This is a genomic window from Algicola sagamiensis DSM 14643 (assembly GCF_000374485.1).
GTDB classification, from domain to species: Bacteria; Pseudomonadota; Gammaproteobacteria; order Enterobacterales; family Alteromonadaceae; genus Algicola; species Algicola sagamiensis.
This window is the reverse complement of the sequence record NZ_KB894500.1, coordinates 1-19,203: the sequence shown is the minus strand read 5'-3', so window position 1 is coordinate 19,203 and position 19,203 is coordinate 1. Positions and strand designations below refer to the sequence as shown.

Here is a 19,203-nt window from a genome sequence, read left to right as displayed (position 1 = left end):
AGTCCCTCACATCATGTGAGGGATTTTATTATCAGTTACTGTTTCTGAAAAAAAATTGTCACTTTACCGACTTCAACACCAAACTTCTTTATTGCTGTGAGATTAAAGAGATGTTTACTATCTTGACGATACATCCAATCATCAAAATCGACCTCGTAATCTTTGCCATCTACCGTTAAAACCATGGCATATTGCCAATGCAGTGCGTTGCCAACCACTTTCCCTTGAGCAGTACCCAAGATATCATTCGCTCTTCCGGTATAGTATCCATCACCAACATCCTTGATCTTCCAAATACGTGTTTGTTTCTCGCCATCACTAAAGACAAACCTTTCGTTCAGGATCAGTTCGTTATTTTCAATTGTTCCTTCGATGAGGACCTCAAATCGACGAGTTTGCTTTTTTGAATAATCTTGCACCATACCCCAGGCCAGTGTCTTCCCTTCAAAATACTCGAATAGCCGAAAATCAGGCTGATTTCCACGATAGTCTTCTATCGATGTACTGCAACCCGCCAACAGGATGATACATATTAAAATGCATCCTCTCATGACTTCACTCCAATTAACTTGTTTCTTAGTTCTGGGTAGGCAGTCTTAGGTGATAACCAAATGCTGATAAATGCATCACTCATTGCTTCCTCTGTTAACTCACCAATCCGGACCACTGTGTGCCCACGGCGATGAAAAAAAGTACCGCGTTGGCCATCCGTCTTATAAATGAGTTGGTCATCTTCTAAAATATCTGGCCACATGCCAGAAAGTGTTTTTGCCCACTTTTGACTTTGTTGCTCTGAAAGGCCAAGATGGACCCATTGGGAAATCGTTTCCTCAACTAAATCCTCACTATCAATATCTCGGCGGTAGGTGATTTCTAAAGCCAGTGTTTGTTTTAAATCTAGCTCTGGATACACTTTGAACTGTTCACCCTTCACATAAAGTGTCGAGTCATAGATGGTCCAAAACCCCCAGCTCAGCGTTGCTTGGCCAACTTTCTTCCAGGATAACCATTCCTGCTGTTGGGCCTTTGCTAATCCTGAAAACACCAATACACTCAGGCAAAGCCATATCAGTGCAAGCCGCCTATATCGACAATGCCTATTGCGCATTCGCATCGTAAGACTCCTCACGGTTAGCCAGATAGCCACTCAAAGGCAAAAATACAGCCCACCATGTACCAAGAACGATTAAAGTCAGCTTAATATCAACAGGCCATACAACAGCGTTAAACTTTACCCCGGCCCAATAGCTGAAAGGACCAAGCGTCGACCCTAAAATAACGAGTGCAGGCCATCCAGCCCAACGAAGCAAATGGCGCATTTGTACGAGATACCATGCAAACGCCAGCCATAAACCCATTAACCAAAGTGGTAATCCGGGCTCTTTGAACTGAAACAACCCAAGAGATGTAAACAACATATCTGCAAATAAACCAATACTAAATATCCACGACGTCGCCCATAGGTTGCGAAATGCAAATAAGTAGGTCAGCCCAACACAGAGGAGCAATACCATTTGAAGCTGATATTGCCCAACGACTGCCATCACCCACAAGCATTGAAACCAAATAGACGCAAAGAGTGTGGGTTGCTTTCGGATCAGTTGTTTCATGTTGATACTTAAGGACTCACATATGCTGGACGCTGCAAACAAACCTGAACGGCACTGGTTTTTTTCTCCAAAAAGCCGCCCTCACAATAACAAAGATAGAAACGCCACAATCGAATGAATCGCTCGTCGTACCCAAGTGCAATGATTTCCTCACGACGCTGACTAAACCGCGCATGCCAGTTTGCCAATGTCATTGCATAATCCTGACCCATATCGATCAGATCCCGTATCACAAAGTCAGTTTTATTCGTGAATGTGTTTAATAAACGCGTTACCGATGGCAAAAAACCACCTGGAAACACATGCTTTTGGATAAAATCAACATTCTTGCTGTATGAGTCATAACGCTGATCGGCGATTGTGATCGCTTGGATCATGAGTAGCCCACCAGGCTTTAACAGTGCCTGACATTGTTCGGCGTAGCTATTCAGGTACTTCTTACCTACCGCTTCTATCATTTCAACCGAGACAACCTTGTCAAACTGGCCGTACAGTTCACGATAGTCTCTCATCAATAACGTGACTCTATCTGACAATCCTGCTGCTTTGATCCGTTCCCGAGCCAAATCATGCTGCTCTTGCGAGATAGTCGTGGTCGTCACCTTGCATCCATAATGACGCGCCGCAAAAATGGCTAGCCCCCCCCACCCCGTTCCAATTTCAAGCAAATGATCACTACTCTTTAGCTCGAGCTTTTCACAAAGCCGCTTCATTTTATTGTATTGAGCCATCTCTAATGTATCGTGTTCGCTACAAAATAGTGCACTCGAATAGAGCATCTCTGTATCTAAAAACGTCTGATATAAGTCATTACCCAGATCATAATGCGCGGAAATATTATCTTTTGCCTGACTGACCGAGTTTCGCTTGCGCCAGTGTCTCAATTTTTCAACTGAACCGGATAACCAACGAAATCGGTCTTCAATCTTATCAAGTGTCGATAAATTACGTGCAAACAAGCGAATGACTTGTGTGAGGTCAGGAGAATCCCATTGTTTTTCAATATAAGATTCACCAGCACCAATACTCCCACCAAGCAAGATCCGGGTATAAAAATCTGGGTGATGGATTTCCATTGTGGCGTGCAAATCAGAGGATTCATCGCCAAATTGACTCACTTCACCATTTAAACCAATCAATGCGAGATAACCATGCGGCAATCGTTGAAGAACCTCATGCAGTGCCTTTTGTGCGAGTCTTTGCGAAAGACTTAACTCAAGAGATCCAATACAAGCTAAGGGGTAGGTCACTTTATTTGATGATTGGGACGAGTTATTTAACATGTGTACTCCTAATTTTTTGTAGCGGATCCAACTTTGTCGTCATATCACCAGGGTGATCATAAAAAGGCGCTTTTTTAATCCAAAGCCGAAAAGCCTGCCAATAAATACCAATCACCGTTTTCAAAGTTATCATCGGGGTTTTTCTAAGAAGGAAAGATAATGTTTGACTATCAAATGGTTGTGCTTTCATCACTAAGGTTGCATCAAATTCTTTTGATGCCTGATGTGCTTCCAAATGAACCATCATTGCATCTTTCGGTTCACGCAATTTCCACTGGTAAGTTTGTGAAATAGGGTTGAATGGTGAAACATGAAACATTTTGGCATTTTCCCAACTTCTTCCTGCGGGGATTGCATAGTAATGCCTTTCGTTCCAGGGTGTATTACTGACCTCAGCCAGCATAAAACGCCAAGTTTCACGCTCATCATACAAGTAATAAAAGTTAACCGGACTAAAATAAAATCCAAAATATCGCAAGTGGCATAACATCATGACCCGACCTTGGACTCGCTCTCCAGTCAGCTCTTCCACCTTGTCTTGTACAGCCGTTTTAAGACTTCCCTGTCCGAGATAATCATCACGAAAAAAGCTCGCAGGTTTCCATTTACCCATACCAAATCCGCGTACTTTTTCATTCAGTGTTGCCAATTCATCCAAGTCAATAAAAGGCATAAACATTGGATATTCAAAAGCATGCTTTACAGGGGTAAAACGTCGATGCCTGACGGTTCCAACAAAAATTTGGCTATTCATATTGCCTGCCTCAACGCTTGTTGGTTGATGATATCCATCACAACATCTAAGGCACTTCTGACGCCATCTTCATGAAATCCGTTATACCAATACGCACCTGCAAACCACGTTTTATTGACTCCCTGAATGAGGTGCTTTTGCTTTCTTGCGCTCAACCCTTCAGCGGTAAACACGGGATGACTGTAATGAAACTTCCTAAGGATCTTATCTTCTTGAATAGCTTCTGTTTTATTTAATGTTACGCAAAATGTTTCCGGTGATTGGATCCCTTGCAAGATATTCATGTTGTAGGTCACAGAAGGTAAAGCATGCTCCGCGCCAAATTCATTTGGTAACCAGTAGTTCCATGAAGCCCATGCAACGCGAGCTTTTGGTAATAATGATGTATCCGTATGAAGCACCACTTCATTGTCACGATAGGGAATTTTAGAGAGTAACTCTACCTCATCTTTTGAAGGGTCTTCGAGCATTTGCAGCGCTTGATCGCTGTGACAACAAAAAATGACCTGATCAAACTGTTCATCCCCATCCTGTGATCTCACCAATACACCATGTAAACCACGAGATACTGTATAAACAGGACAATTGAGCCGGATTTGAGCCGAGAGCTTTGGTAACATTTTTCTGATATATTCTCTTGAACCGCCGGGAATAACACGCCATTGAGGTCTGTCGGCTACATTCAATAATCCATGATGCTCAAAAAATCGAACAAAGAAAGTTAATGGGAATCCCCGCATATCAGACATAGAAGAGGACCAGATTGCAGCGCCCATTGGCAGGATATAGTTTTCACAAAAGTAATCACTGAATTGGTAGGCTTTTAAGAAATCACCAAGTGTGACATCTTGTTCCGCAACATCATCGATATCCACCTTTTTGGCAAGTTGATTAAAGCGTAGAATTTCTTTAATAAAACCATAAAATTTAGGGTTGAATATATTCCTTTTTTGCGCAAATAACGTTGCGATTGTGTGCCCGTTATACTCTAATCCATTCTTATCATTGTGCACACTAAAGCTCATTTGCGTTGGACGACCTCGTAGACCCAATTCATCCAGTAATCGAATGAAGTTTGGATATGTTTTATCGTTGTAAACAATAAACCCTGTGTCGATGGCATAGGTGCCACTTTCTACCTCAACATCGACTGTTGCTGTATGCCCACCAACATAATCATTCGCCTCAAAAATGGTAATTTGGTGCTCATGATGAAGGTAATTCGCACATGTTAGTCCTGAAATACCACTACCGATAATTGCAATCTTCATTGTGCACCTATTTTGCATCCTAATTTAAACTGTATAAATTGAGGTAAAAGAGATATTGACTTCAGTAGGTAGGAAAAACGTTTTGGAAAATGAATTTCTCTCTCCCTTTTTGCTAACCCTTTTTGAATGGCGACTGAAGCCTCTTCAGCTGAGATCCGCATCGGCATCGCAAAGGTATTTTTATCTGTCAAAGGTGTCTTCACAAACCCAGGTGAGATCACACTGATGTTGACTTCAATACCTGCCCAGTCAATAGCAAGAGAACGGGCTAAATAACTGATTGCTGATTTAGAAGCACCATAAGCCTCAGCTCTCGGCAATGGGATGTAACTGGCAGTTGAACTCATCAATGCAACTTGGTCACCAGGCTCCACTCTCTCTTGAATCGCTTCTAAGCAATGAACGACACCAAAAAAGTTGACTTCAAAGACGCGACGAAAAAGTTTCGCCTCAATACGGCCATCATCAATATATTCACAATCTCCAGCATTCAGTATCCAAACATCCACATGCGTCTTTACCGAATGAATCGCCTGATTGACTTTCATTTGATCTGTAATGTCAAAACAAAGGCCCTGAATGTTCGTAGAATAGCTTTCCAGTTCCTTTAACTTTTCTTCTCGACGGCCACAAGCAATGACCTTCGCACCGGATGCTGCATAATCCATTGCAAGCTGTCGTCCGATACCCGAAGTTGCACCAGTAATGAAGTAGGTTTTCATCACTCACTCCTCATTCTGCGTTTTATCCAACGGATAGCTTGACTAAGAACAGGCAGGTGTTCATAGAGCATCTGCCCCATATCAAAATAATCTCGATGGTAGATCACGCGTTCATCAAACATCTTTAAATGACTACTTCCTGAAACGACAACGGGTTCACCATTTGAAATCTTGGGGTGTTCAAAGGTCATTTCCCAAACCAGAAAAGCTTCATCATTCTCTTGATGATGACTTTGGATATTGAAATGACAGAACGATAAATTCTCCATCAGCCCTTCAAAGTAGCGATAGAAATCATGCCATCCTGTGATCTCATGGGCTGGGTCTTGAAACACAATATCTGGGTGATAAACATCTGAGAGCTGTTCGATGCTGTTTTTATCCAGTTGCTCGTACAACGAAATAAAACGCTTCACAACCGTCGTCATTGGTTGACCTCCTCAAGCGATTGATCTTGAAAACACTGTTTTGCTTGTTCAAACATGATTAAGGTCTCTTTTCTGGCGACTGCATGGTCAACAATGGGCAGCGGATACATCAGTGCAATTCCAACCTTTTTTGCCCACTGGCTAGGTTGATGAATATATTTTTGAGGGACACTTGAAAGCTCTGGGATCCATTGACGAATAAAGTCACCATTTGGATCAAATTTTTCACCCTGTGTTGTTGGATTAAAGATTCGGAAATAAGGTTGTGCATCACACCCCGTTGACGCAGCCCATTGCCATCCGCCATTATTGGCCGAGAAGTCACCATCGATGAGCTGCGACATAAAATAGGCCTCTCCTTTTTTCCAATGGATCTGCAAATCCTTCGTTAAAAAAGAAGCGACTATCATTCTTAGTCGATTATGCATCCAGCCCGTCTGGTTTAATTGACGCATCGCTGCATCAACAATGGGATAACCTGTTTGCCCATCTTTCCATGCTTGAAAAAGCTTATCGTCATCACGCCAAGGAATTAAAGATGTCCATGCTTGAAAAGCATCACCTTTGATTAACCCCGGAAAAGCAAACATCAAATGTTTATAGAATTCTCGCCAAATCAATTCATTCAACCAACTAAATGCCCCACTGTTTCTTGCTTCGACGACTTCTGGAAAATGGTGTTGCAGACGATGTAAACATTGTCGTGGTGATAAAGCCCCAATGGCCAGATATGGTGAAATTTGACTTGTACCATGAAGCGCAGGAAAGTCTCGGTCTTGATGATAATCTTCTGCTCTATCCTTACAAAAGTTTCTCAGCTGTTGGATAATCGACTGTTCATCCAACGGCCAATGTGTATCTTCAAACGTGATATTTGTGAGCGTTAAGGCTTGATCCAATGGCATCACATGGCTTTGTTGGTGCGCAATGAGCGATTTTGGTTTGGGTAAACATTGAATGTCATATTGGGGTAGACATGACAGCCATTTCTGACGAAATGGGGTGAATACTTTGTACATTTCACCCTGAGCATTTGTTACAGAGCTTGGCGGTATCAACAACTGATCATGATAACCATGTATTTGTAATCCCAAAGCAGCAGTTTTGAGAATGAGTCGCTCATCACGTTGCCATTCATTCAGCTCATATTGGAAATTTAAAAATAGATGGCGAACCTTGTGTGATAGGCAAAATTCATAAAGGTAATTTTCTGCCTGTTGGTGATTATCTTGAATGATGCAATGCAGTGGTATCCCCAAGCTGTTTAAGTCCTTTTGCAACGCATCAACTCGGCTTTGTATCAGTGATTGTTGCCTGGAAGACATGAAATAACTCTCCCATAGTTTTGGCGTTGCAATGTAGCAACAAACGAGGGGTTGCCCTGTTTCAAGAGCAAGATGAGCTGCTTGAAAAAGCGCTCGGTTATCCGTCAACCGTAAGTCTTGGCGAAACCACATCAGGATCATGACTATTCTCTCTAAATGAATTCATCCGAATAAAAGCGTTGAAAGTGGATCGTGTGAATACTGCCCACCAGCTCCACTTCACAATTCAACTGTTTCTTTAAAAGGACTAAACCGGAAAGTGTTTCTTCAGGCAGTTTGTTCTCACCAACTAAAACGATTTTTTTGATTGGGTATTCTTGAAGTAATTTGCCTAGCGGTGCTGTTTTACCCTGGACGCCTTCGAGTAAGGTCACGCGGTATTGCTGATTGGCACAAGCTAATGCCGTAACCCAAGCCAACGATTTTGCATTTTCACCGAAATGCATCACCCAACAGTCATCTTTTTGAATTCGGTTTAGCGCATGTATGACACTCCCGCATTGTTCTGTCAGGAGCGCTTCCCATAAGGAGTACTGTAGATTGAAATGAGGCAAAACGCCTTGAAGTAAACGTTTTTCAACGTATAAGAAAAATTTCTCATAGAAGGTAGAATAAGGATATTCTTTAAGAATTTCCGCTAAACACGCGATTGCTTTAGAGCGGTTTAAAGCAGCTAGATGCTTTAAAAATTCATCAACTTCTTCCAACGCTTGCTGCTCTTGGACGATAGATTGATTACTTTGCTCTAACAAAGGCTTAATTTTGCCGACAGAGACCCCTTTGTCGAGCCATGCGAGAATTTCGTGGATTCGGTCAATATCTTCTGGACGAAATAGCCGATGTCCCTTTTCTGTTCTCAGCGGTGTTAACAACCCATATCTGCGTTGCCAAGCCCTGAGCGTGACTGGGTTTACCCCAGTCAAGTCTGAGACTTCTTTTATGGTATATAAAATGTCTTGGTCAATCACTGTCATACGTCAAAGCCCATATCTTAATTTTAATTCAAGCGGATGCGGCCTAAGATAAACTTGCTTGGACAAATAGTCATTTGGATATTTTTGTAAGTAGTGACTCAATAGCGTTAGCGGTGCCAAGAGTGGAACAAAACCCTGACGATAATCATGGATCAATTGGCTTAACTCTTGTTTTTCCTGTTTGCTTAAGAACTTCTTAAAATATCCTTGGATATGGAACAAGGTATTTGCATGCGTCTTTTTATTCGATCGTTGTTTCATCAAGTCCATGAACGACTGACGATAATATAAAAAGAATGATTCGAGGTCAGCGTCATTGAGAGCCGCAATATCACGACCTAGAGATTTATATTGATCCGGAGCCGTTGCCATTAACATCAGCTTGTATTTCGAATGGAAGGAAATAAACTTTTCGACTGTGAGTCCACCTTCCATGCATTCATAGAAGTGATGAAGTGCGAAAACACGAGCGATAAAGTTTTCTCTGAGGATTGGATCATTCAGCCTTCCATCTTCCTCTACAGGTAACCAAGGCATTTGCTTCATCAATTCCGCAGCATAGAGACCCGTACCACTCTTATCTCCACCTTCACTGTTGAGTGAATAGACTGGGACACGTTCCATACCGCAAGTCGGTGACTTGGCACAAAGAATATAACCGCAAAGATGATGAAGTTGAGCAATTTTCTCTTTTGAAAACTGAGTAACTTGTTCTGTCACTTCAAGCGTTTTGTCTCGACTTCCCATTAATCGCATTCTTTCCTCATCACGAATGAGTCTTATTGTTGGTCGTGGCGCTGGCATTCCCGCCCCCATTTCTGGACATACAGGTGTAAAAGTCATCAAATCTGTCAACTCTTGACAAACAAATTGACTACGTTTGTGACCTGTATCAAAACGTACATTCTGACCAAGTACACATGCGCTAATACCAACAGGGATCTTATTCATCTCCATCTCCTTTGTACGAAAAATTTATTTTGTACAACTAAAGAGTAAACCAATCCGAATAATTGTACAAGTTTTTATTTGTGTACATATCATATGATTAATAAGCTGCAATTAAAAATAATTTAACCTTATTTATGAATAGCTTAATACAAAGCAGCCAGATGACAATTAGACAGGATAGAAAGTCTTGTACAACTTTAATGTGAAATTTAAGGTAAAAAAGAATCTTTCAAGGAGATAAAAAGGCGCATGAAGGATGATGCGCCTTTTTGATGATGAAGAAATAAATCGTTAAGCTTGGCTTTGTTTCACCATCGATTGTTGGTATTGGAAGTAAATCACAAATGCCATCGCAGCCAATCCAAGATAAGGCGCAATTGTCATTGGTGATGGCAGTGGCATGACGAATGCTGCAATCACCGCAATCAAGACACCCATCAGTGCTTCACCCGTGATCAAACCTGAGGCAACAAGCAGACCTGAGTTCTCACGATCTTTCTTAACCGTTTCTGACTCATTCGCACTCTTCTTCTGAACATAATGCGCCAGTAAGCCACCGATAAAGATTGGCACCGATAACCCCAGAGGCAAGTATATTCCCACAGCAACAGCAAGTACTGGGAAGCGGAATGACGAACCACGTTTTTCCTGAAATTTATCGAGGAGAATCAGCGCTACAGCTAATACAAAGCCCATGTAGATAAATTGCCACTCTATCCCTGCACCGAAAATACCAGTCGAAAGGTCTTTCATAAGTCCTGCTTGGGGGGCTGAAAGGAATGACTCCGACGCACCTGTCGGACTTGGGCGACCAATCCCGTAGCCTGCATCCAAGATTTGTAGAATAAGGGGAATGATAAAGGCTGCCGCAACAACACCAACGACCTGGAAGATCTGTTGACGCCATGGTGTCGCCCCAATGATGTGACCACACTTCAAGTCCTGCATATTATCCCCTGCAATCGCCGCCGCAGAACAAATCAATGCTGCTAGATAAATCACTGCAACTGGACCCAGTTTACCTGCAATGCCGTCATTCCCCATCAGTTGTAATAAGATCAGGGAAGAGATGATCACCGTGGCAATTGTCACACCAGAAATCGGGTTATTTGAAGAGCCAACAAGGCCCGCCATATAGCCTGCAACTGAGGCAAAGATAAAACCAAAGAACAGCATCAGGACAGTCATAACTAGCGAAATACCCAAACGTCCCGGATATTCAGCAAGCCCTGTATAGAATACAAAGAACAATGGAATTGTGCCAAGTAATGCTACGATCAGAACATAAGGAATTGGCGTATCCATTTCGGTTCTTACAATTTTTCCTTCGTCAGAACCAAGGGCTTTGTATGCTTCAAAGCTTGCCTTGATCCCTGCCATTAATGGCTTTAATAATGAAATCAATGACCAGATCCCGCCAACAATCATCGCACCCACACCGATACGACGGTTCTTGGACCAAGCTTCATTGGCAATCGCTTCCCAGTGCTCCATCGTATAATTTGACACCGCAAGATCTGGAGAAATCCCCGCAGCGTGAATGAGTGCATCGCTATTGAAAATCCAGTTCAGTGGAACACCAATCAAAGTACCGATTGCACCACCTAAGAAAACCAGAAACGCGATATTGAGTCCTACGATATAACCGACACCCACAAGTGCTGGCGATAAAGTGATATCCCCCATAAAGAGGTAACGACCGGAGAGCCATGACGACACATTTGCCACACCACTGGCAATCATTCCAAAGCCTGATTCGAGTGCTTTATACACCGCACCCAGTCCTGCTGCTACCAGGAGTTTTTTAAAGCCTTTGCTGCCCGCTTCCTTTTGCTCAGCTTGCGTCTCAGGAGAGGTTTCGATACCACCCGTTTTGAGTACCTCTGCCGTTGCAACACCTTCAGGGAATTTCAGTTTTGCTTCGACAATCAACGCACGCCGAAGCGGAATGGTGAATGCAACCCCCATGATCCCACCGAGCGCTGCGACCGTCACTAGCGGCCAGTAATCATAGTCCGACCATGCCCCCATCAGTACCAGAGCAGGAACCGTAAATATCATCCCGGCAACGAGAGATTCACCCGCAGATGCCGCGGTTTGTACCATATTATTTTCGAGGATATTGGAACGTGGGAATAATCTGAGCAACCCCATAGATACGGCGGCTGCAGGAATGGAAGCAGAAACAGTCAAACCGACAAGTAAGCCAATATAAGCATTCGCCGCAGCCAGTACAATAGAAAGAAAAGCGCCTAATAATAGTGCCTTGATCGTCAACTCATGGAGCTGTTTTTCAGGCGGCACTAGTGGCGTGTGTTGATTCGCCATACGATGGTCCCTTATTTTATTTTTATCAATTGGATCTGCTGGTCTTTCAGCTATCAAATGAAATTTCCGAAAGATCAACAGATATTTGGCGAAATATTCTCAAGGAGGATGCCAGAAGCGTCAAGATAATTGAGAAATTAGAATGAGAAATAAGACGAATTGAAATAAGAAGCGCACAAAATTGCACGCTTAAGTAAAACAGATGCGTAAAAATTGATACTTTTTTAGGCTGATTTACTCGCCAGCCAGTGGGTCGACGTAAGAAAGCTCCATATCCCACGGCAGGTTGATCCAAGTATCTTGATCAACATCAATCACGTATTTATCGACAAGAGCTTTCCCTTGTGGCTTAGCGTAAACTGCAACAAAAGTCGCTTTTGGGAATTTTTCACGGATCACTTTCGCAGTCTCTCCCGTATCAACCAAGTCATCTACAACCAAAAGCCGAGCTGAATCATCAAGGACGTCTTTCAACACTTTCAATTCTCGTTGGTGTTCATTATCGTAACTGGAAATACAAATGGTATCGATCATACGGATGTTCAACTCGCGCGCAAGAATTGCGCCGGGTACCAAGCCACCTCGACTGACTGCAATAATTGCATCCCATTGGTCATTGGGCATGAGACGCTTTGCTAGCACCTTCGTCGTCCGGTGTAGATCTTCCCAGGATACAAAGAATTCTTTGCGTTCATTTAATTCCATGAGGACTCGCCTTTTTATTTTTATCTTTTTGATGTTCTGATTGTACAAAGCGCGCATTTCGTCAAAGACAAAACACGCGCTTTTTTAATAAGTTAAGCTGTTCAGTTAGCTTATTCTGCGATGGCTGTTTCCAAAGCGATTTCAACCATCTCGTTGAAAGTCGTTTGACGCTCTTCTGCAGTTGTTTGCTCACCAGTCAGAATGTGATCGCTTACTGTGAGGATTGTCAACGCTTGCGCGCCAAATTCTGCTGCAACACCATACAGACCAGCCGCTTCCATTTCAACTGCCAATACACCGTATTTATTCAGTACAGAGAAAATTTCGCTGTCAGGAGAATAGAACAGATCCGCAGTAAAGACATTACCAACTCGCACATCTACAGATTTTTCTTTCGCAGCATTCACAGCTTTTTGCATCAAGTCGAAATCTGCGATTGCAGCAAAATCATGGCCTTTTAGACGTGAACGGTTGACACCGGAGTCCGTGCTCGCACCCATTGCAACCACAACATCTCGAAGTTGAATGTCATCACGAACCGCGCCCGCACTACCAATACGGATGATTTTCTTCACACCGTAGTCTTTAATCAACTCAGTTGCGTAAATTGAGACAGAAGGAACACCCATTCCGTGACCCATAATGCTAATACGCTTGCCTTTATATGTTCCTGTAAAACCGAACATATTCCGAACGTCTGTGATTTGCTGGACGTCTTTTAGATATTTTTCTGCGATATATTTTGCGCGGAGTGGATCGCCCGGCATCAAACAAACTTCAGCAAAATCACCCGGGTTCGCATTAATATGAGGAGTGGCCATTCTATTTACCTCTTCACTTCTTATGGCTGGCACATATGGCAATATGCCAGCTTCAATATTTAATTTTAAATCAAATCTTTTAAAAACGACTTGCCGTAATTCATCGGCTCAAGGTCAAAGTATTCCGCAATCGTCTGACCCATATCGGCAAACGTATCACGTAGACCCAACGATCCTGGTTTGACATTCTTACCAAACATCAACACAGGCACATGCTCACGCGTATGGTCGCTGCCATGCCAAGTTGGATCGCAACCATGATCGGCAGTCAATAACAACAAATCACCATCTTCCAGCTGATTTAAAAGCTCTGGAAGGCGTTGATCAAAATGCTCAAGCGCACCTGCATAGCCAGGTACGTCACGGCGATGGCCGAAGTTTTGATCAAAATCGACAAAATTGGTGAAAATCAATGATCGGTCACCCGATAATTCCATCTGCTTGAGTGTCTCATCAAACAACGCATCCAATCCAGTCGCTTTAAACTTCTGCGTGATCCCTTGATGGGCATAAATATCAGCGATTTTACCGATACTGATCACTTCACCACCGGATTGTGCCAGCTTATCCAGCATGGTCGGCTCAGGTGGGAGCACTGAAAAGTCACGACGATTACCAGTACGGTTAAAATCTGATGTGTTTTTTCCAATAAATGGACGTGCAATCACACGGCCAATGTTTAAATCATTAAGCAACTCTCGAGCGACTTCGCACATTTCGTAAAGCTTCTCGAGGCCAAATGTTTCTTCGTGGGCTGCGATTTGGAAAACACTATCTGCTGATGTATAACAGATTGGCTTACCCGTTTGCATATGCTCTCCACCAAAGCGTTCGATAATGACCGTTCCTGATGAATGGCAATTACCAAGAATACCCGGCAAGTTGCAACGTTCAATTAAAGTATCAATGAACTCTTGCGGAAAGCATGGCTCTTCCTGCGGGAAGTATCCCCAGTCGAATAGAACTGGCACGCCTGCGATTTCCCAATGACCACTTGGCGTATCTTTACCTGAGCTGATTTCTGCGGCCCAGCCATAAGCACCAGTGATCTCGGCATCTTCATCCAGCCCAGGGGGGAATGTTCCCCCTGCACCTTCACATGCTTTACCTAAACCAAGTTTGGATAAATTGGGGAGTGTCAGTGGTCCTTTGCGGCCATTGTCCGCGTCTCCAGCTGCACACTGATTTGCAATACTGAGCAGTGTATTGGCTCCGATATCGCCAAATTTCTCCGCATCAGCGGTATGGCCAATCCCGAAAGAATCCATCACTGCAATAATGACTCGTTTTTTCATCACACCACTCAACTAATTTTTTCAATCACTGCCACTTCAGTGCTTGGTTGTTCTGCACTGATTTTGATGGTTGTACGAACCATCTCGGCAATACGCTGCGCATCCGCATCATTGGTTGCACGAATATAACAAAGCGGCGTATCCGCTTGCACTGGTGCACCGACAGGAAGCATTGCTTCAATTCCAACACTTAAGTCCAATTCTTGATCTGGATGTGCACGGCCGCCTTTTAATTGGACAACAGACATACCGATTTCTTTCACATCAATCGTTTGGACAAAGCCTTCTTGCTGAGCGTACACCGGATATTTCACTTCTGATAGTGTTAAATATTCATCATAACGTTCAACAAAATCAATTGGACCACCATGGGCAGCAACCATTTTAGAGAAGACTTCTAAAGCTTTTCCTGACGTCAATGCATGCTCAATGCGTTTTTCTGCATCATGGATATCATTACAGATACCACTGATCACAAGCATTTCCGCGCCAAGTGCGACTGTGACAGACTTCAGCATTGGGTTGATGTTTTGGTTCATTAAGAACTCAACCGCTTCTTTCACTTCCAATGCATTGCCTGCATTATGCGCCAATACTTGATTCATATTGGTTAATAATGCAGTCGTCGGCGTACCATATGCTTTCGCAACATCTACAATACTTCTTGCTAATGCACGGCTCTCTTCAAACGTTGGCATAAATGCGCCGGAGCCGAATTTTACATCCATCACAAGATTTTCTAAACCCGCAGCGAGTTTTTTCGACAAAATAGACGCAGTAATAAGTGGAATCGAAGCAACGGTTGCCGTCACATCACGGATGGCATAGATTTTTTTATCGACTGGTGCGAGATCGGATGTTTGACCGATGATAGAAACACCAACTTCTTTTGTAACTTGGCGGAACTGTTCGATCGAAAGATTTGTGTTGTAGCCTGGGATCGCTTCAAGCTTATCAATCGTGCCTCCTGTGTGACCTAAACCACGGCCGGCAATCATTGGCACATAGCCACCACAAGCTGCGACAAGTGGACCCAACATCAAACTGACCACATCCCCCACACCACCGGTGGAGTGCTTATCAACTATCGGCCCATCAAATTCAGCATCAGACCAGTCTAATGTGACGCCAGAGTCTTTCATCTGCCCCATCAGGTTTGCAGTTTCTGTTGGTTGCATACCATTGATATAAACAGCCATCGTAAATGCACCAACTTGTGCATCTGCAACTTCACCTGACTTGATTCCCTGAACAAAATAAGCGATTTCTTCAGGTGTTAAAATTTGTCCATCACGTTTCTTTTGAATGACGTTTTGTGGAAGTAACATGGGATCTCCCGAACTGCTAATAGTTAGATTTTTGTTGTTCTGTCGGTGCCAGACCCATTGTATTTTTTAGGTCGTTCACCAGGCCACTTGCACCAAAACGGAAATGATCAGGCGTGACCCAACCCTCTCCCATGATTGCTTGTGCAAGTTGAATATATTCTTGTGCTTGTGCGGTGGTCCGAATGCCACCAGCAGCTTTAAAACCAACTGGTTTACCACTTGCTTTGATTGTTTCTAGAATCACTCGCGTCGCTTCAATCGTTGCGTTCACTGGGACTTTGCCAGTCGATGTTTTTACAAAGTCTGCACCGCCTTCTATACAGATTTCAGCGGCACGCTTGATCAATGCTGTATCTGCAAGTTCACCAGATTCAATGATCACTTTGAGTTGTGCTTGATTACCACAAGCCAGTTTACAACGCTTCACGATTTCTAAACCGATGCTTTCATCACCTGCTTGGAGCGCTTTATAAGGAAACACAACATCGACTTCATCTGCACCATCACTCACCGCATGCGCAGTTTCTAAAACAGCTTTATTTAAATCGGTCGAACCCTGTGGGAAGTTCGTGACTGTCGCAACTTTCACGGAAGATAAACCCGATCCTGCAAGTGCATCTTTGGCGGTTTGGATAAATTGCGGATAAACGCAGACAGCGGCGGTATGCGTCTGCCCAGCAGCAGCCTGCTGGCATAAGGTTTGGATGGTTTGTTCTGTATCCGTCTCATTTAAGCTCGTGAGATCGGTCATTTCCAGCGCCTGGCGCGCAATTTGTTCTAAGGGCAACACATGCATTCCTTATTTTTTCAATCAAAAAGCCAGCGATCGATGTGAAAAATCAACATCAATCCATTTTGTCTCTTTGAGAATATCAGTGAATACCAATTTGTGTGTTGATGCCAATCAGACAGACACACGTTCCCGCTATGCGTCACTGCTGTGACAACAGGCGAGTATCGGCTCAGTCGCTGTGAGTAGCACATCGACTTTCAGGTGTAGGGTTTTAACGCTTGTTGTTCGTTATTGTTGGAGTCGTTAGCATCTTTGTGCCAGGAACAACAAGGGGAGGCCTAAGCCTCCCCTCGATTCTACTCGAATTTGTTATCAAATTAGAAGTTATATTTGATAGAGTAGATAAATGCGTCGATATAGGCGTTCGAACCAAGCTTATAATCAGCGTAGCGGTATTGGAAACCAGTGGTCAATGCATCAGTCATGTGCCACCAGATAGATACTGCACCGTTATGACCTTCAGAGCGACCATCACCAAACTCGTTTACACTACCATCTTCGTTTTGATAGTGCTGGCCATCGCGCTTGAACTCATATTCATGCCATTGTGCTGCCATAAACTTCTCACCAAATAGTTTGAAGTTATAAGTCCATGTCACACCACCCATGAAGCCATTGTCACCACTGTATGACTTAGCACCTTCGAATCCATTAGATTGAATTTGGTAGTGCTTACCAAGCCAAGGACGGATCCAAAGTCCACCATTACGGTAGTCATATGCAGCACCACCAACCACGTTTGTTACAGAGAACTTATGGCTAGAAAGGTGATAAACCTGACCATATGCTGAAAAACCTGTTTCACCAAGCTTACGTGTCCCAACGATTTTCGCTGCGATACGGTGTGCATCACTTGGATCTTTATCTGAGTCTTTGTCAGCGAACAAACGATCTGGGCTTTCGAAATCAATAAAGCCGTACAGGTCACCCCAAGTGAATCCAGCACCAGCTTCTAGCTCGATGTATGGGAAATCATCTTTACCGTGAGTGTTTTCTGTTTTTGCATCCCAATCAAGGTAGTTTAATGAAACATTACCCCAGGAATATTTATGATCAGCTGATGCAGTTGCGCTAAATAAAGAAGCAACTGCGACAGTTCCAAGTGCAAGGTTAGTTAGCTTTTTCATGTCTTTTCCGCCTAAATGCTTTTACTACAGATTTTTTGAACAAGTACCGGCCGATGGACGTATCTCTCTCACAAGGTTCCATGACACAAACACACAGCGACAACGTGCTGCGTCTGGTACTTAAAAGCGAGCGGAGGATACCACTTTATCGTGGGATTGAAAAGAAAAGTTCATAAAAAACCCATTTTACCGTAATTTTTAGTCGTCTAATGTTGCTTTTTCTGGCAAAATTGAATGAATTTGTCTTCTGATCGAGAAATCCATGGCTGAACAGGTTCAATCCATCATTGCGATTGCGGGTGCCTCCGCGTCCGGCAAAAGTTTGCTGGCAAAAAACATAGTATGCGAAATTGCCGAAGAAATCGGCAACGATAAAATTGCGGTAATTAAAGAAGATGCCTACTACCGCGATCAAACCCACCTCTCGATGGAAGAACGGGTTCAAACCAACTACGACCACCCAGATGCATTTGAGCACGAATTATTGATGCAACACTTGCAAATGCTTCGCGATGGTGAGTCCATCGAAGTCCCGACATACTGTTATACCACACATACACGGATCGAAGAAACCACCCGCGTCGCCCCAAAACGCGTTGTCGTGATCGAAGGCATTCTGCTCTTGAGCGACCCAGCCCTTCGCAGACAGTTTGATATCTGTGTCTACGTCGATACCCCACTGGATATCTGCCTCTTACGCAGAATGCAGCGCGATATCCGCGAACGCGGCAGAAGCCTGGAGTCGGTCATCGAGCAATACCAGGACACCGTCCGCCCGATGTTCTTCCAATACATCAAACCATCAAAGCACCACGCCGATCTGGTCGTCCCACGTGGTGGCAAAAACCGCCCTGCGATTGAGCTATTAAAAGCGAAGATTAAGCAGTTGGTTGCGGAGTAATCTCTCCCTCCACACTCTAGAATGGGCTTGTTGTTTTTTTGCATGGGCCCATTTTTAATCCGGATATCCCGCCAAAGCCGTCCTTTTTATTCATTTCAAACCAAATGTGTGATTTTTAGGAGTGTTTAGATACGCTGAATAACATATATCTTCACATTAGCACAACCAGACCTCCCTTAGTTAATTATGGATACTGCAATCCCGTGTTCATAAGAAGTAATCAATATCAAAACTCCTCAACAAAGCTAGGCCTATAACCACTAGAAAAGTAAATTTTATGAAAACTCACAGAAATTAAATTGAAACTGTAATCCCCCCGAAAAATCGTAGCGGTTTTAAGTAGAGAATTCCGGTACTCTATAACAAAGGAGTTTTCTATGCGTAAATCTAAATTCAGCGATGCTCAGATCATCGCGATCCTCAAACAAAACGAAAATGGTGTTTCTGTTCCTGAGCTTTGTCGGGAGCATGGTATGAGTTCAGCTCTTTTTTATAAATGGCGAGCCAAATACGGCGGGATGGATGCGTCGCTCATGAAGCGGTTAAAAGAATTGGAAGAAGAAAATAAACGGCTCAAGAAAATGTAC

At 43.4% G+C, this 19,203-nt stretch carries 20 protein-coding genes; 2 read left to right on the top strand and 18 right to left on the bottom strand.

The genetic code is table 11. The annotated features are described in order from the left end of the window. Positions 1-35: 35 nt before the first annotated feature. The 18 genes from C505_RS0114130 to C505_RS0114045 all read right to left on the bottom strand — a co-directional run bounded on the left by C505_RS0114130 (position 36) and on the right by C505_RS0114045 (position 17,715). Entirely contained in the window at positions 36-551 is a 516-nt protein-coding gene (locus C505_RS0114130; RefSeq protein ID WP_018693278.1) for a DUF3833 domain-containing protein, read from the bottom strand. Beyond that, on the bottom strand, positions 548-1,114 hold the full coding sequence (locus C505_RS0114125; protein WP_040440006.1) for a hypothetical protein: 567 nt from the start codon (positions 1,112-1,114) through the stop codon (positions 548-550). Before C505_RS0114125 ends, C505_RS0114130 begins: the two co-directional genes overlap by 4 nt. Beyond that, positions 1,098-1,610 (bottom strand): DUF2878 domain-containing protein, encoded by a 513-nt coding sequence (locus tag C505_RS23755; protein ID WP_018693276.1) that lies wholly within the window; start codon positions 1,608-1,610, stop codon positions 1,098-1,100. Before C505_RS23755 ends, C505_RS0114125 begins: the two co-directional genes overlap by 17 nt. A gap of 8 nt (positions 1,611-1,618) precedes the next feature. Further along, positions 1,619-2,893 carry an SAM-dependent methyltransferase gene (locus tag C505_RS0114115; protein WP_018693275.1) on the bottom strand — a complete coding sequence of 425 codons (1,275 nt, stop codon included), beginning with the start codon at positions 2,891-2,893 and terminating at the stop codon, positions 1,619-1,621. Next, positions 2,883-3,647, bottom strand: coding sequence for a DUF1365 domain-containing protein (locus tag C505_RS22450; RefSeq protein WP_018693274.1), 765 nt, complete (start codon positions 3,645-3,647; stop codon positions 2,883-2,885). Before C505_RS22450 ends, C505_RS0114115 begins: the two co-directional genes overlap by 11 nt. Beyond that, complete coding sequence (locus C505_RS0114105) at positions 3,644-4,918, bottom strand: NAD(P)/FAD-dependent oxidoreductase (RefSeq protein WP_018693273.1); 1,275 nt, start codon at positions 4,916-4,918, stop codon at positions 3,644-3,646. The genes C505_RS22450 and C505_RS0114105 overlap by 4 nt, the downstream gene beginning before the upstream one ends. Continuing rightward, positions 4,915-5,640, bottom strand: coding sequence for an SDR family NAD(P)-dependent oxidoreductase (locus C505_RS0114100; protein ID WP_018693272.1), 726 nt, complete (start codon positions 5,638-5,640; stop codon positions 4,915-4,917). The genes C505_RS0114105 and C505_RS0114100 overlap by 4 nt, the downstream gene beginning before the upstream one ends. After that, positions 5,640-6,068, bottom strand: coding sequence for a nuclear transport factor 2 family protein (locus tag C505_RS0114095; RefSeq protein ID WP_018693271.1), 429 nt, complete (start codon positions 6,066-6,068; stop codon positions 5,640-5,642). Before C505_RS0114095 ends, C505_RS0114100 begins: the two co-directional genes overlap by 1 nt. Continuing rightward, positions 6,065-7,534 carry a deoxyribodipyrimidine photo-lyase gene (phrB, locus tag C505_RS0114090; RefSeq protein ID WP_018693270.1) on the bottom strand — a complete coding sequence of 490 codons (1,470 nt, stop codon included), beginning with the start codon at positions 7,532-7,534 and terminating at the stop codon, positions 6,065-6,067. The genes C505_RS0114095 and phrB overlap by 4 nt, the downstream gene beginning before the upstream one ends. Positions 7,535-7,545: 11 nt before the next feature. After that, positions 7,546-8,367 carry a MerR family transcriptional regulator gene (locus C505_RS24850; protein ID WP_018693269.1) on the bottom strand — a complete coding sequence of 274 codons (822 nt, stop codon included), beginning with the start codon at positions 8,365-8,367 and terminating at the stop codon, positions 7,546-7,548. A gap of 3 nt (positions 8,368-8,370) precedes the next feature. Further along, complete coding sequence (locus C505_RS0114080; RefSeq protein ID WP_018693268.1) at positions 8,371-9,318, bottom strand: YbgA family protein; 948 nt, start codon at positions 9,316-9,318, stop codon at positions 8,371-8,373. Positions 9,319-9,609: 291 nt separating this feature from the next. Then, positions 9,610-11,646: an OPT family oligopeptide transporter gene (locus C505_RS22440; protein ID WP_018693267.1), complete on the bottom strand. Its 2,037-nt coding sequence runs from the start codon at positions 11,644-11,646 to the stop codon at positions 9,610-9,612. Between the two features lie 234 nt (positions 11,647-11,880). Then, a complete protein-coding gene (gene gpt / locus C505_RS0114070; RefSeq protein ID WP_018693266.1) occupies positions 11,881-12,351 on the bottom strand; it encodes a xanthine phosphoribosyltransferase in 471 nt (156 codons plus the stop codon). Between the two features lie 110 nt (positions 12,352-12,461). Beyond that, positions 12,462-13,172, bottom strand: coding sequence for a purine-nucleoside phosphorylase (gene deoD / locus C505_RS0114065; protein WP_018693265.1), 711 nt, complete (start codon positions 13,170-13,172; stop codon positions 12,462-12,464). Positions 13,173-13,237: 65 nt separating this feature from the next. Next, positions 13,238-14,467, bottom strand: a complete 1,230-nt coding sequence (locus C505_RS0114060) for a phosphopentomutase (RefSeq protein WP_040440017.1) — start codon at positions 14,465-14,467, stop codon at positions 13,238-13,240. Between the two features lie 8 nt (positions 14,468-14,475). Then, positions 14,476-15,795 carry a thymidine phosphorylase gene (deoA, locus tag C505_RS0114055; protein ID WP_018693263.1) on the bottom strand — a complete coding sequence of 440 codons (1,320 nt, stop codon included), beginning with the start codon at positions 15,793-15,795 and terminating at the stop codon, positions 14,476-14,478. A 16-nt stretch (positions 15,796-15,811) separates the two neighbouring features. Beyond that, positions 15,812-16,585 (bottom strand): deoxyribose-phosphate aldolase, encoded by a 774-nt coding sequence (gene deoC, locus C505_RS0114050; RefSeq protein WP_211215080.1) that lies wholly within the window; start codon positions 16,583-16,585, stop codon positions 15,812-15,814. Between the two features lie 320 nt (positions 16,586-16,905). Beyond that, a complete protein-coding gene (locus C505_RS0114045; RefSeq protein WP_018693261.1) occupies positions 16,906-17,715 on the bottom strand; it encodes an outer membrane protein OmpK in 810 nt (269 codons plus the stop codon). Positions 17,716-17,977: 262 nt separating this feature from the next. On the opposite strand from C505_RS0114045, the gene udk reads away from it, so the two are divergent. Both udk and C505_RS0114035 read left to right on the top strand, forming a co-directional pair. Then, entirely contained in the window at positions 17,978-18,616 is a 639-nt protein-coding gene (udk, locus tag C505_RS0114040; protein WP_018693260.1) for a uridine kinase, read from the top strand. A 377-nt stretch (positions 18,617-18,993) separates the two neighbouring features. After that, positions 18,994-19,203 (top strand): transposase (locus C505_RS0114035; RefSeq protein ID WP_018693259.1); only part of this gene is annotated, 210 nt, incomplete at its 3' end.